Here is a 13079-nt window from a genome sequence, read left to right as displayed (position 1 = left end):
GGGCGGCTCAGTCTTCGGACGGGTAGTCGTACTGGTAGATGCCGCTCACCGCGCGCCCGGAGCGGGAGCGCGGCACGCCGTTGAGGACGACGCCCTGCACCGGCACGCCGTTCTGTTCCAACTGGTGCAGCGCCGCCGCGACCTCCCGCAGTGGGTGCACGCCCGAGCGCACCACCGCGAGGCTCACGCCCGCGTGCCGGCTCACGAGCGCCGCGTCCGTCACCGCGAGGATGGAGGGCGTGTCGAAGACGACGACGTCGTAGCGGCCGGCCAGGTGCGCCACGAGCGCGGTGAACCGGTCGCTGGACAGCAGCTCCGCGGGGTCCGGCGGCAGTTCGCCCGAACCGAGGAACGCCAGGCGGGGACCGGCTTCCTCCACCACCGCCTGCTCCAGCGGAAGGGTGCCGCTCAGCACCTCCGAAAGTCCCGGCGCGCGCGTGTCCCGGAAGCAGCGGTGGAGCCAGCCTTCGCGCAGGTTCGCGTCCACCAGCAGCACGCGCCTGCCGGACTCCGCCAGCGCCCACGCGAGGTTGAGCGCGACGAAGGACGTCCCCGCGCCGGGGCTCGTCCCCGTGAGGGCGACGACAGGGGAGGGCGCGTCCTTCAGCGCCAACTGCAACCGGGTCCTCAGGCCGCGCACGCTCTCCGTGGTGCGGTCGCGGGGGCGGATCCGCGCGAGGATGGAGGGCCTTGCGCCGCCGCGTGGCGAGCGGTCCGGGCCCAGGGGAAGGCTTGCGAACACGGGCTTCGCGAGCGCCTTCTCCAGCGCGGCGGGGCTGGTCACACCCGCCTGGAGCGCCTGCTGCGTGAAGGCGAACGCGACGCCGAGCGCCAGCCCCAGCACCAGGCTGACCGCGAGCACGTCCGGCTTCGTGGGCCGCACCGGGAGGCGCTTCGCCACGGGCGCGTCGATGATGCGCGCGTTGGTGATGGTGCTCGACTTGAGCACCCGGTACTCCTGCGCCTTGTTGTTGAGCTGGAGGTACAGCTCGTTGGCGACCTTCACGTCGCGCGTGAGCTGCGCGGACACCAGCTCCGCGCTCGGCATGCCCTTGAGCTGGGTGGTGAGCTCGTTGCGCTCCGCCCGCAGGCGGGCCAGCTTGCTCCCGGTGGCGACGAGCAGCGGATGGTGCCGGGTGAAGCGCTGCCGCAGCTCCGAGCGCTCCAGGGAGAGTTCGGAGATGGACTTCTCCAGCTCCACGCTCCGGTTGAGGATGGCCTGGACCTCCATCCCCAGGTCCACGCTGCCCTTGCCCATGCGGTAGTCGCGCAGGGCCACCTCCGCCTGGTCCAGGCCCTGGCGCAGGCCGGGCAACTGGCTGTCGAGGAACGTCAGCGTCCGGCCGGCCTCCTCGCTGCGGCGCTCCACGTTGGAGAGGACATAGGCCTCCGCGATGGCCTTGAGCGTCTCGGTGGCCACCCGGGGATCCGGCCCCTCCAGGGTGAGGTTGAGCACGCCGGTGCCAACGCCCTTCTCGCTCAGGCGCAGCGTGCGCTGGAGCATTTCCACCACCGCGGCCCGCGAGTGGCGGATCACCCGGAAGCGGGTCCCCGGCCGGGCGTGCAGTTCGGTGACGTTCAGCTCCACCTCGTGCGCCGCGCCCGGAGGGGTCGTGGCGACGGTGCCGGCCTTCCCGTGGAGCAGTTCGACGGCGTCGGGGTCCAGGAGGGTGTACGCGCCGGAGGCTTCCACCACCAGGGTGAGCGGGAGGTCCTCCAGCGCCTCGGGCACGTTCAGCCGCTCCACCTGGAGCCGCTCGCCGCCCCACGCATAGGACTCCCGGCCCCACCAGGGGACGGGCGCCAGGTCCGGCCCCTCATGGGCGCGGGCGAGCGCCGCGCCCAGCACGGGGAAGTAGCGGGGGTCCGCGGACACGCCCAGCCGCAGGGAGTCCGCCACCCGGCCCAGCAGGGCCCTCGAGTTGAGGACCTCCATCTCCGTGGCGGCCACGCTGGGCGCATCCGAGAGCAGCTCATCCAACTGGCCCAGGCCGCTGGCCTTCTGCTCGATTCGCAGCACGGCGTTCGCGCGGTAGATGGGCGTCGCCGTGAGCAGATACAGGCCGCCCACCACCAGGGCCAGGGCGAGGGTGGTGGCGATGGCCTGACGACGCTCGAAGAGGATGGCCAGATAGCCACCCAATCCCAGCTCATCTTCGTTTTCAGGAGGGGGCATCATGGGTTGTCGATGATGATGGTTCTGTCTCCGATATCCACTGCCTGCCAGAGCAGCTGCACTGTCGGCTGGATCTGCTGGATGATGCGGTTCCAGCGCGTCAAGTCGTGCGCGGAGACGAAGATGACGTCGTGTGGTTGTAATTGGAATTGCGCCGCGAGCAGCAGCGCGTCCGGGGAACTCGCGTCGAGTTTGTAGATGGAGGGCCGGTTGAAGTTGCCCCGGATGACGTAGACGCGCCCCGGGTTGGAGGTCAGCGGATCAAAGCCCTCGCTGTCGCCAATCGCTTCCGCCAGCGTCATCCGCCCCTTCACCATCAGGCGGGAGGAGGGTTTGCGCACCTCGCCCATCACGAAGACCTTGTTCCGGTTGCGGTCCGCGACGTTGATGATGTCGCCGTCCGTGAGCAGCCAGTTCTGGCTGACGTCCCCCTGTTCGTAGAGGGCCTGCAGGTCCAGGTTGAAGGTGGTGCCCGCCCGGCTGAGCGTGACGGTGCGCAGGTCCGCTTCCGGTCCGAAGCCCCGCGCCTGGCTGATGGCGTCCTGCACGCGCAGGGGCACGTCGGTGATGGGCAGGCTTCCCGGAGCCACCACCTCCCCCGTCACCTGGATCTTCTGGCCCCGGAAGCCCACCACGCGCACATCCAACTGGGGCCGTTCGATGACGCCGGCCAGCTTCCGCGTGAGCAGCTCGCGGATCTCCCGCAGCGTCTTGCCCGCGACCGGGAGGACGCCCACGTGGGGGTAGAACATCGTCCCGTCCGCCGCCACCGGATGGCCCGTGGCCTCCGCGGAGCGGAACTCGCCCGCGGGGATGGTGAGCTCCGGGTGGTCCCAGACGATGACGCTCAGCACGTCATGGGAGCTGACCTTGTAATCGTAGTCCACGGCCACCTGCGCCAGCGGATCCTTCAAGGGGGCGGTCCGGGCCTGTCGGCGCGACTCCTGCTGTCGGCCCAAGAGGGACGCGTCGATGGGGACGATTTCAAAGGCGTCGTCTCCCGCGTCTGCCTTTCCGGCGTACCGCTCCCGGAAGGAATCTTCGTCCATGTGCATACCTGGGCCCCACGCGCATGCGCTTGCCCACAGTGACAGGACGATAAGAGGGATTTGCTTCATTGGCCGGAATTGTTCGTGTCTGTCACCGCGCGCGTAAACCCATGCACGCACCGAGGTGTCCGGAAGCCGTTAAGGCCCCGAGCCGAGTCGACACATGCCCTGCCCTGGAGTGCTCCGTGGTGGGGTGAACCGCTGGAATCACGACATCAGCGCCACCCCCGGGGGGCGTGACGCCGAGGGGGCGTAAGCCCATACCCTTGCGCTGTCTTGAGGGCTTGATGTGGCTGCCCGAGTCGCGCTCCTCGCGACCATGGGAGGAACCGACATGCAATCCATGACCCAGTGGAGGGCCATCCTCGTTCCGGATGGGGGGCAGCGGGCTTGCTGCGCGGACTACTTCCGGTCGGAGCCGTACCTGAAAGCCGAAGGCGTCACCCACAGCCTCATCGTGGAGGACGGGGAGGGCCGGGCGCTGCGGGTGCCGCTCATCGTGCGGCCCATTGAAGGCACGCCCTACCGGGACGCGGTGTCGCCGTATGGGTTTCCCGGCGCGGAGCTGAACGGGATGAGCGAGGTGCCCCCGGACGCCATCGATTGGCGGGGCATGGAGCTGGTCAGCATCTTCGTGCGCGACCGGATTGGCGGCCCGTGCTGCTTTTCGGGCGGGAGGCTGCGCACCGACGTGTGCCTCATCGACAGCACCCAGCCGGTGCGCTTCCGCGACGACCACGCAGCGGACATCCGCCGCAACACCCGGCTGGGTTATGTCAGCACCTATGTGCCGGTGAAGGAGTCCACCGAGGAGCAGCGCGAGGCGCTCAAGGCGCTCTACCGGCGGACGCTGGCCCGCGACAGGGCGGATGCCCGGTATGACTTCACGGATGCGTGGTTCGAGGAGGTGTTCACCTGCGGCTTCGCCTGGCTGGTGACCACGCGCGCCCCGGATGGGGCCATCGCGTCCTCCGCGCTCGCGGTCCTCAGCGACGGGCTCCTGCACCACTTCATCGGGGGCACGGCGGACGCCTACCTGAAGCACTCGCCGGAGAAGAACGAGTACCCGGTGCTGGTGGAGCTCTCCGCGAAGCTGGAGGCCCCCATGCACCTGGGCGGCGGCCTCCGCCCGGGTGACCGCCTCGAGCAGTTCAAGCGGGGCTTCGCCAACAGGATGTCCAGCTTCTACACGCACGACCTCATCTGCGACCCCGACGTGTACGCCGAACTGTCCCGGGGCCACGAGGCCACGGATTACTTCCCCGCCTATCGCGCGCCGCGGTCCTGACCGCGGCTCGCAGGCGTTCCAGAAAGGACTGCCATGGTGCTCTCGCTTCCCCAGCTTCGCGACGCCGAGAACGCCCACTTCGCGTGTCTCACGGAGCGGGAGCTGGCTGAACGTCGGCGCGAGGAAGGTGTTCGCGTCATCTCTCATCGGGGCCACTACTGGGAGCAGTCGGGCGCGCCCGGCTTCTTCCAACCGGTGCACCTGTTGGCCCGGCTGACGCCCGCGGAGGCCACCTCTCCCACGCCGCTCTCCTGGGGCTTCCGGGCGGCGCTGACGCCAGAGACGGCGAAGTCCGCCACCGGCACGGTGCCCGTGGTGCGCATCAAGGACCTGAACACCTACGACGCCAGCCACCTGTCCTCGAACCGGCGCAACAAGCTGCGCAAGTGTCAGAAGACGGTCCGCATCGTCCAGCTCACCGGGCCTTCGGTCCTGCTGGAGCAGGGCTATGGGGTCGTCCGGGATGCGCTGAGCCGGACCCAGCACAAGAAGATCCCCACGCCGGAGGCCTACCTCAAGGACGTGAGGAAGTACTTCATCTCCGACCACTGGTGCGTGCTGGCCGGATTGATTGACGGCAAGCTGGGCGGCTACCTGGATGGCTACGTGGTGGACGGCGTCGCGTATGGCTTCAGCGCCTACTACGCCACGTGGGCGCTGCCGACGAACATCTCCACCGGCCTGAGCTACGAATTCGCGCAGGTCTGCCGGAGGCTCAAGTCCGTCCACACGCTGGTGGGCGGCCTGCACGCCCGCGAGGTCTCCCAACTGGGACAGTTCAAGGACGACCTGGGCTTCATCGTGGACAACATCCCCATCCAGTGGGGGATGAACCCGCTGGCCCAGGCCTTCATCCGCTGGCGCCGCCCCCACGCCTACTACCGGCTGACGGGCCAGGAGTAGGCGCGCGGCGGGGCGCCTACGGCGACAGGACGACCTTGATGCAGCCCTCTTCCTTGTCGCGGAACTTCTTGTAGAGGGCGGGCGCCTCCGAAAGCTTCGCGCGGTGGGTGATGAGCCGGGTCGGGTCGATGGCGCCCGCCTGGATCTTCTCCAGCAGGGGCCGCGTGTAGCGGTGCGTGTGCGTCTGCCCGGACTTCATCGTGAGCCCCTTGTTGACGAAGGCCCCCATCGGGACCTTGTCCAGGAAGCCCACGTAGACGCCGGGGACGGACACGGTGCCGCCCTTGCGGCAGCAGTGGATGGCCTGGCGCAGCGCGTGCGGCCGGTCCGTGGCGAGCTTCACCGCGGCCTTCGCCTTGTCGAGCATCGCGTCGAAGCTGCCGGTGCCATGGGCCTCGGCGCCCACCGCGTCGATGCAGCGGTCCGGCCCTCGGCCCTTCGTCAGCTCGTTGAGCGTGTCGAAGACGTCCTGCTTCAGGAAGTCGATGGTCTCCGCCTTGCCCCAGGACTTCGCGAGCGCCAGTCGTTCCGGCACATGGTCGATGGCGATGACCCGGCCCGCGCCGAACATCCAGGCGCTCTGGATGGCGAACTGGCCCACGGGACCGCAGCCCCACACCGCCACGGTGTCGCCCTTCTCCATCTCACAGTGCTCCGCCGCCATGTAGCCGGTGGGGAAGATGTCCGTGAGGAAGAGCACCTGCTCCTCGGTGAGGCCGTCCGGAATCTTGAGCGGGCCCACGTCCGCGTACGGCACGCGCACGTACTCGGCCTGGCCGCCGGAGTAGCCGCCCAGCATGTGCGAGTAGCCGAAGAGGCCGGAGGGCGAATAGCCCATCACCTTCGCGGCGACCTCCGCGTTGCGGTTGGAGCGGTCGCACAGCGAGAACAGCGTCTTCTTGCAGAAGAAGCACTCGCCGCACGCGAGGTTGAAGGGGACGATGACCCGGTCGCCCTTCTTGAGCTTCGTGACGCTGGCGCCGGTCTCCACCACCTCGCCCATGAATTCGTGGCCGAGCACGTCCCCGCTCTTCATGGTCGGCATGTAGCCGTCCAGCAGGTGCAGGTCCGAACCACAGATGGCCGTGCGGGTGACCTTGATGATGGCGTCGCTGGGGGCTTCGATTTTCGGGTCGGGGACGGTCTCGTAGCGGACGTCCCCGTGACCGTGCCAGCAGATGGCTTTCATCGGGTGCTGCTCCTTGGAAGGGGAAGAAGGCTTTCCAGGAAGCTGGGCCCTCCCTTCGTCGTGAGCAGAGGCTGGCCCCGGAGGCCGCCTGCCTGTCTGCCTTCCTGGGAAGGCGATGCAGGCAGGCGAGCAGGGGGAGGATGCGCTCAGGGCGTGTGCGGTCTCATGCCGAAGGCCGCCACCCGGTCCTCGGGGGTGAGCACCACGAAGTAGCGGAAGGTCCGGGGCCCGAACGTCACCAGGTACGTGTAGAGGCGGTCATCGCCCCGGGTGAGCCGCTGCGCCAGCACCAGGGCCCCCGCGGGCCCCAGCGCCCCCAGGGCCTGCTGGTGGCGCTTCGCGAGTTCCTCGAAGGCCTTCGGCGGAAGGGACGCGAAGTCACCGGGAGAGAGCGTCCCGGTCCGGGCCTGCTCCAGCAATTGCTTGAGTCGAGCGGTGACGTGGGGCTCGCGGTCCTCGATGGGCGCGAGGGGAGGGATGGCGAGCGAGGGATTGACGAGCGTGGCGATGCCATCCACGAAGCTCCCGGTCTGGGCGAAGTCCGCGTTGGCCAGCACGACGATGGAGAGCGAGTCCCCGATGTAGCGCGCGAAGGTGCTCCGGAAGCCCTGCCACGCGCCGCCGTGCAGGTGGATGGGCTTGCCGCCGCGCTCTTCAAGCTGCCATCCGAAGCCATAGGGGTAGGGGGCCCCGCTGTTGAGCTTCACGGGGGAGAGGATCTCCTTCCAGCTCTCCGGGGTGAGGAAGGCTTGCCGCTGCACGGCGGCATCCCAGGCCAGCATGTCCTTCACGGAGACATAGAGCGAGCCGTCTCCGGTGGTGTTGAGCGACGGGGAAACCCACTCCTGGTTCTTCAATTCGCCGTCGACCTGCCGGTAGCCGGCCGCGCGGTTCGGGACGATGTCCGCCTCGCTGATGCCGCGCGCGGTCTTCATTCCGGCGGGCTTGAAGACCTGCTCCGCGAGGACGTTCCCGTAGAAGGTGCCCGCGACGCGGTTCACGAGGATGCCCAGCAGGACATAGCCGGTGTTGCTGTAGTTCCAGCGGGAGCCGGCGGAAAATTCGAGGGGCAGGGCATACGCGAAGCGCGCCAGCTCCTCGTCCGTGTAGTCCTTGCGCGTGTCGAGCAGTCCCTCCAGGTCGGCGATGCCGGAGGTGTGCGTCAGCAGGTGGCGCACCGTGATGGCGCTCCAGGTCGCGGGCGCGTCGGGGAAGAACTTCGTCACCTTGTCGGACAGGGACAGCCTTCCTGCCTCCACCTGGGCCATTACCGCCATCGTGGTGAACTGTTTGCCCACGGAGCCGGACTGGAAGAGCGTGTCGGCGGTGACCGGGACGCGGTGTTCCAGATTGGAAAAGCCATAGCCTTTCGCCAGCAGGACCTTGCCATGGCTCACCACGCCCACGGCGAGGCCGGGCACCTTCTGACGGGCCAGTTCAGCCTGCACGAAGGCGTCAATCCTTGCCCGGAGCGGGGCCTGCGCGGAGGCGGTGGGGGCGACGAACAGGCTGCACATCAAGACCGCGAACATCGCGAGCGGCTGGGACGGATTGCGCATGGGGGCCCCTGAAGCGTGGGTTGTCATCGCGCTCCAGGATAGCCGTGCGAGGGAGGTGCTTCATCCCAGTCCCTCCTCGGCCTGGGGGGGCGGGCCTGGAGGTCTACCCCACGGGCGCCGCGAGGCTCCGCGTCACGGGGGCGTGTCCCCGGCCGTGGCCTTGTCGCCCAGGCGCTGCTTGAGGGCATCCCAGCCCTTGCTGCCCGCTTCTCGCGCGCGGTCGAGCGTCTCGCCCGCGCCCTGGGCCACCTGCTCCGGGGAGAGGGTCGCGGTGCCCTGGCGCACCCGCTCCATCCAGGCGATGGGCGCGTAGAGCTGCTTCGCCTGTTCGGGGCCGAGCGCCACGGTGAGCACGTGCTCCAGGCCCCCGGCGCGCGCAAGCAACGCCCGTCCGAGGAGGAGGCCCGCGCGGGCCTGCTGGAACACGGGCAGGCTGTCGCCGTGGTTGCGCAGGGCCGCCGCGCTTTCATGGACCTCGCGGCGCTCCGTCTCCTCCAGGAAGGGACTGGCCGCGAGCTTGTCGAGCGAGGCCGCGGCCTCCGCGTAGCGTTCGCGCCGTGCGTGGATGAAGGCCCAGCCCCACCACGTAAGCTCGTTCTCCACGCCCAGCGTCTGGAGTGAGCGCAGGCCCTGTTCGATGTCGTCCTCGGCGGCCGGTTGCCGCTTGAGGGCCATGCGGTTCCACGCGCGCAGGAAGTGCCCGGCGGCGAGAACCATCTCGCGCGACTGCGCGGGCGTGCTTCCGCGGATGGACCCGAAGTCCTCGGCGGGGAGACGCTCGGCCTCGATGAGGAAGGCGTTCAGTTCCTCCTCGGCGGCGTAGTGGTAGCCGGCCTGACAGAAGGCGAGGCCCCGGTTCGCCTGCACCGCCGCGCGCAGGGGCGGGGACCAGGTGGGGGTCGGCGTGGCGCGCGACAGTTCGTAGAGGGCCAGCTCCGTGGAGGGGATGTGGCCGGCCTTCGCGGCCCGGTCCAGCAGGAGCCAGACGGAGGCGAGCATCGCGTGCTCGTGGCCCGCGTCATAGGCGGCCATGGGCACGGGGCTGCCGGGCATCCATTTGGACCACAGCAGGGGGAACTCGTCCTCGTCGCGCGTCTGGAGCGTCTTGCGTGCCTTGTAGAAGGCGACGCCCAGGTTCAGGTATGTGCGGGCCGCGTCGCGCGTCGCTTCGTCGGTGAGGGGCTTGTCGGGAAGCTCGCGCGTTTCGGCCAGCGCCTTCCAGAGCAGGGCGACCTCCTCCGGGGCGCGGGGATCGCCATCCGCGCGCAGGGTGAGCTTGAAGGCGCGGTAGGGGAGGATGGCGACGGAGTCGCGCATGCGCTCCTCGATAGCCGCGCGCTCCTTCGCGGCGCGCTCGGCATCGGTCGCCTGACAGCCTCCGCACGCGGTGGCGCCCACGAGGAGGAGGGCGGCGAGGCGGTGGAGCAGTGAGCGGTTTCGCGAGGGACAGGCCTTCATGGCCGCGACGGTAGCACCGGGCCCTGGGACGTCGCATCGGGCCAGGATGCGTTCCACGACGAGGTGGGATGTGCCAGCCTGCGAGGGGCGGGAAGACCCTGGCGAAGGCAGGACGCATGAGCGCATCCGACGAAGCGACTGGAGCTGAATCCGCCACGGAGGTCCTGGGCCTGACCCGCCGGGGCCACCTTGGCGCGATGATGTCTGGCTTTGTGCTCTATGCCCTGCTCGGCGAGGCGCGGGCCGCGCCGCCCTCCCGGCGTCTTTCGCCGGGCCGCTGGGTGGACCGTCAGCAGGAGCTCGCCCGGACGCTTGCTTCTGGCCAGGTCCGTCCGGAGGGCTGGTGCACCGAAGTGGAACGGCTGGCCGCCGAAGTCGATGTCGCGGAGTTGATGGCCGAGGTGCGGCGGTCCCGGCTCAAGGCGGGGAATGTCGGCGGCACGAATGACCCGAGGAAGCGCTCGGTCGTGTTTCTCGATGGTGCGGGTGCGCCACGCCGCCTGAACTACGCCACGGCCCTGTTCGAGTTCCAGCCCCACAACGTCATCACGCCGCACGGACACAAGAACATGGTGTCCGCGCACATGGTCGTCGAAGGCCGGTTCCGCATCCGCAATTTCGATCGGGTGCGGGACGAAGACGGAGCGATGGTCATCCGTCCCACCCGGGATCATCTCGCGGCCACGGGGGAGGTTTCGACCATGTGCTCGGCGCGAGACAACATCCACTGGTTCGTGCCCCAGGGCGGTCCGGCGACGACCTTCGATGTGATCATCTCGGGCCTGGATCCGAAAGCACCGTCCTATGCCCTTGATGCCATCGACCCTCTCGGAGGGCGCCGCCTGCCCGACGGATTGCTCGTCGCGCCCATCATCGGCTTCGAGGAGGCTTCCCGGAAATACACCTCCTCGATGTGAGGCTGCCGCCCATCACACGCCGAGGAGCGCGGCGAAGAGCTCCCGGGGATCGAGGCCGGGCGGAAGGCCGGAGACGCCTCCGTCATTCACCTCCACCACGGCCCATCCGCCGTCCTCCATCATCGCGACATCCAGGGTGAAGAAGGGCGACGGGACGCGCCTGCCCAGCGCTTCGAAGGCGGTGAAGTCCGGAACCTCCACGTCGAACTCATGGTACGGCTCGGCCGCGATCAGCCGGCCCCTGCCGAAGAACAGGCGGAACTCCAGGTGCGCGGGTCCCGCCGGGGTCCTTCCGTAAACCTTGAGTGGCAGGAAGCGGCGGACCACGAAGCCCCGCTCGAAGCGGTCGCCGCGCTCGTCCAGGAGGTTGGCGCAGGTGCGCTCGAAGTCCTCGCGCGTGGCGCCGGCTGGAACGAAGCACGCCTCCGCCCAGCGCTCCTTGGCGGACTTCACATGGTCCTTCACGATCCACGGCGGAGGCCCCAGCACCCGCGCCGCCTGCCACGCTCCGGGGGCATCCGGCCCGTCGGTCCACACGGAGCGCGCGGTGTAGCCAGCGAGGCGCGGATACCAGTTCGGCAGGTAGTTCGCGGTGGCGTACTGCTCGGGGGTGGTCATCAACCGGTGGCCGAGCGCGGTGACGGCTTCATCGAGTGCGCCGTACTCCTCTTCCGTGAGCATCCAGCCGCGATAGAGCAGCGGGAGGTGTCCTCGCTCCGGAACGCCCGCGAGCGCCCGTGACGCATCGCCGGACAGCAGTGCGGAGAGGTCCGCCTGATACGTGTCGAGTCCGAGCGCTTCCGCCGCGTCCGCTTCCACGTCGAACGTGTCGGACTGGTGCGGATTGCGACCGAAGAGGAGGGCGGGAGGGACGGACCGGGAGCGGGGAAGGGACATCCACGAACCTTTCGTCAGGGTGGGCGCGGCCCTTCCGGGGTCGGCGATGCGGCGTGGAAGGGCAGGCGGGCCGTGTCTGACGCCGGCACCTGCGGGACCTGACACGGCCACGGCGAACGCCAGCAGGGGCGAACGCGGGCGACGTGTCGTGGGTGCGTGTCCTTCCAACAGGTGGACGCTGGCGCAGGGGCACGCCTGACAGGAGCGGTCTGGAAGGCTTGCGTCGCGGGGCAGGGGGCCCGTAAGAGCCGCACCACCCCATGCCGATCCCTTCCGAACTCCTCCAGGCCGAGACGCGGCGTTACGTGCGCGGGTATCGCTCCGCGGCCCTGTGCGCGGGCATCACCCTGCGGGGGGAGCACCACGTGCTGGGCCTCAAGGGCAAGGGGACACCTCCGCCCACGGATGCGGTGTTCTCCCTGGGCGCGCTCACGGAGGTCTTCACGGCGGCGCTCGCCGCGGTATTGGTGGAAGGGCAGCGGCTGCGGCTCGACACTCCGCTGTCGGAGCTGATTCCCCGGGCCCTGCTGGTGGACGACGTCGCGGGCCGCATCACGGTGGAGCAGCTCGCGACGCACACCTCGGGCCTGCCGCACCTGCCGCCCAACCTGCACGCGGCGCCGCAGAACCCGGAGGATCCGTTCGGCCATTATTCGGCGGGCCTGTTCGGGGAGTTCCTGCGCGGCTACCACCCGGAGCGTCCGTCACCGCGTCCCCATGCGGAGTCCTTCCTGGGCATGGGCGTGCTGGGCCATGCGCTCTCAAGGCGCGCGGGGCTGAACTACGGACACGCGCTGCGGGATCTGCTCTTCAAGCCCCTGGGGATGGTCGACACCACGGCGAGGGTGTCCGACGAGCTGCTCCCGAGGCTCTTGTCCGGACACACCGCGCGCGGCAAGCCCGTGCCGCCCTGGACGTTTCCGGCGCTCCCCGGCGCGGGTGCGCTGCACTCCACCGCGGGAGACCTGCTGCGCTTCCTGGATGCGAACCTGGGACGGGGCGAGCCGTCCATCGTTCGCGCCCTGGGGATGACGCATGCGCCGCGCGTGGAGGCGGGGCCCGTGCGTATGGGATTGGGATGGACCGTGTCCCAGGTGCGTGGGCACGACGTGCTGTGGCGCTCGTCGGTGATGGGGGGCTCCGTGGGCTTCCTGGGCTTCGCGCCCCAGGCGGACGCGGGGGTCGTCCTCCTGTCGAACCATGGGTGGTCGCTGTTCGCCGCGTTGCGCGGGCGTGTGCCATTGGAAGCGCCGGGGCTTGAGATGCTCGCGCGGCTCCTGACCGGCCCTTGATTCAAGGCAGGCTCCCATCTTTCGTGTTTCACGGAAGGGATGGGAGCCTGTCGGTTCGGCTCAAGGGATGCTGAAGCGGTAGATCTGCACGGCGCCCGAGGGCTCCATCTCGAAGTCGCGCACGTTCTTGGGAGAGCCACGCTCGGTGCGCTGGCCGAGCTTGAAGTCGCCATTGCCGTTGCGGGTCTGGAAGCGGAACTCGTATTGGCCCGGCTCCGTAGGCAGCGTGAGCGTGGCCATCTTCGACACCGACAGGTTGACGAAGCCCGGCAGGGGTTCGCCGTCCACGCGGCGCACGAAGCCGATGGCACGCAGGAAGGGCGAGCCTCCGGTGAGCACGAGGTACTGGGG

11 protein-coding genes are annotated in these 13079 nt (G+C 69.3%); 4 read left to right on the top strand and 7 right to left on the bottom strand.

Annotated elements, in window-relative coordinates:
- Positions 1-7 precede the first annotated feature (7 nt).
- Both D7V88_RS05850 and D7V88_RS05845 read right to left on the bottom strand, forming a co-directional pair.
- On the bottom strand, positions 8-2179 hold the full coding sequence (locus D7V88_RS05850) for a polysaccharide biosynthesis tyrosine autokinase (protein WP_120539611.1): 2172 nt from the start codon (positions 2177-2179) through the stop codon (positions 8-10).
- Positions 2176-3294 carry a polysaccharide export protein gene (locus tag D7V88_RS05845; RefSeq protein ID WP_120539610.1) on the bottom strand — a complete coding sequence of 373 codons (1119 nt, stop codon included), beginning with the start codon at positions 3292-3294 and terminating at the stop codon, positions 2176-2178. The genes D7V88_RS05850 and D7V88_RS05845 overlap by 4 nt, the downstream gene beginning before the upstream one ends.
- Positions 3295-3559: 265 nt before the next feature.
- On the opposite strand from D7V88_RS05845, the gene D7V88_RS05840 reads away from it, so the two are divergent.
- Both D7V88_RS05840 and D7V88_RS05835 read left to right on the top strand, forming a co-directional pair.
- Positions 3560-4513: a GNAT family N-acetyltransferase gene (locus D7V88_RS05840; protein WP_120539609.1), complete on the top strand. Its 954-nt coding sequence runs from the start codon at positions 3560-3562 to the stop codon at positions 4511-4513.
- Positions 4514-4546: 33 nt separating this feature from the next.
- Complete coding sequence (locus D7V88_RS05835) at positions 4547-5416, top strand: hypothetical protein (protein WP_120539608.1); 870 nt, start codon at positions 4547-4549, stop codon at positions 5414-5416.
- A 16-nt stretch (positions 5417-5432) separates the two neighbouring features.
- On the opposite strand, the gene D7V88_RS05830 is transcribed toward D7V88_RS05835, so the two are convergent.
- From D7V88_RS05830 to D7V88_RS05820, 3 genes are all read right to left on the bottom strand, one after another.
- Positions 5433-6605, bottom strand: a complete 1173-nt coding sequence (locus tag D7V88_RS05830; RefSeq protein WP_120539607.1) for a zinc-dependent alcohol dehydrogenase — start codon at positions 6603-6605, stop codon at positions 5433-5435.
- A 146-nt stretch (positions 6606-6751) separates the two neighbouring features.
- Positions 6752-8164, bottom strand: a complete 1413-nt coding sequence (locus tag D7V88_RS05825; protein ID WP_120539606.1) for a serine hydrolase domain-containing protein — start codon at positions 8162-8164, stop codon at positions 6752-6754.
- Positions 8165-8296: 132 nt separating this feature from the next.
- Entirely contained in the window at positions 8297-9622 is a 1326-nt protein-coding gene (locus D7V88_RS05820; protein ID WP_120539605.1) for a hypothetical protein, read from the bottom strand.
- Between the two features lie 116 nt (positions 9623-9738).
- Between D7V88_RS05820 and D7V88_RS05815 the strand changes: the two genes are divergently transcribed.
- Positions 9739-10539 carry a cupin domain-containing protein gene (locus tag D7V88_RS05815; protein ID WP_120539604.1) on the top strand — a complete coding sequence of 267 codons (801 nt, stop codon included), beginning with the start codon at positions 9739-9741 and terminating at the stop codon, positions 10537-10539.
- A gap of 12 nt (positions 10540-10551) precedes the next feature.
- Here D7V88_RS05815 and D7V88_RS05810 read toward each other — a convergent pair whose 3' ends face one another.
- The gene (locus tag D7V88_RS05810; RefSeq protein WP_120539603.1) at positions 10552-11436 is read right to left on the bottom strand and encodes an ATP-grasp domain-containing protein; all 885 of its coding nucleotides are present in this window, start codon (positions 11434-11436) and stop codon (positions 10552-10554) included.
- Positions 11437-11696: 260 nt separating this feature from the next.
- Between D7V88_RS05810 and D7V88_RS05805 the strand changes: the two genes are divergently transcribed.
- Entirely contained in the window at positions 11697-12728 is a 1032-nt protein-coding gene (locus D7V88_RS05805) for a serine hydrolase domain-containing protein (protein WP_120539602.1), read from the top strand.
- Positions 12729-12788: 60 nt separating this feature from the next.
- Here the strand turns inward: D7V88_RS05805 and D7V88_RS42910 are convergent.
- Positions 12789-13079, bottom strand: a 291-nt coding sequence (locus D7V88_RS42910; protein ID WP_158625009.1) for a hypothetical protein, incomplete at its 5' end; no start/stop codon positions are given.

The organism is Corallococcus terminator, assembly GCF_003611635.1.
Lineage (GTDB): Bacteria > Myxococcota > Myxococcia > Myxococcales > Myxococcaceae > Corallococcus > Corallococcus terminator.
The sequence above is the reverse complement of the archived record's forward strand: the minus strand, read 5'-3'. Positions and strand labels throughout refer to the sequence as shown.